At 50.1% G+C, this 353-nt stretch carries 2 tRNA genes and 1 rRNA gene; all 3 read right to left on the bottom strand.

Annotation, left to right across the window (positions count from 1 at the left end):
- Positions 1-31 precede the first annotated feature (31 nt).
- Positions 32-107: transfer RNA gene (locus AC6CWS_RS26515), tRNA-Ala, on the bottom strand.
- 36 nt (positions 108-143) lie between these two features.
- Positions 144-220, bottom strand: a tRNA-Ile gene (locus AC6CWS_RS26510).
- 70 nt (positions 221-290) lie between these two features.
- Positions 291-353: ribosomal RNA gene (locus tag AC6CWS_RS26505) — 16S ribosomal RNA — on the bottom strand; the annotation flags it as partial.

Below are 353 nucleotides of genomic sequence, written 5' to 3'. Positions count from 1 at the left end.
CTCTGAAGTTTTCTTGTATTCGCAGTAAAGATGGTGGAGCTATGCGGGATCGAACCGCAGACCTCCTGCGTGCAAAGCAGGCGCTCTCCCAGCTGAGCTATAGCCCCATCGTTTGCAACCTCTTCAAATTTGCTTCGCAAATTTGGTAGGCCTGAGTGGACTTGAACCACCGACCTCACCCTTATCAGGGGTGCGCTCTAACCACCTGAGCTACAAGCCTGTAGAGGTTTTTTACTGCTGTTTTTCATCAGACAATCTGTGTGAGCACTACAAAGGCAGGTTCTTTAAGGTAAGGAGGTGATCCAACCGCAGGTTCCCCTACGGTTACCTTGTTACGACTTCACCCCAGTCAT

It is taken from the genome of Klebsiella sp. M041, from assembly GCF_059759695.1.
Note: the sequence above shows the minus strand (reverse complement) of the source record. Positions and strands in the feature narration are given on the sequence as shown.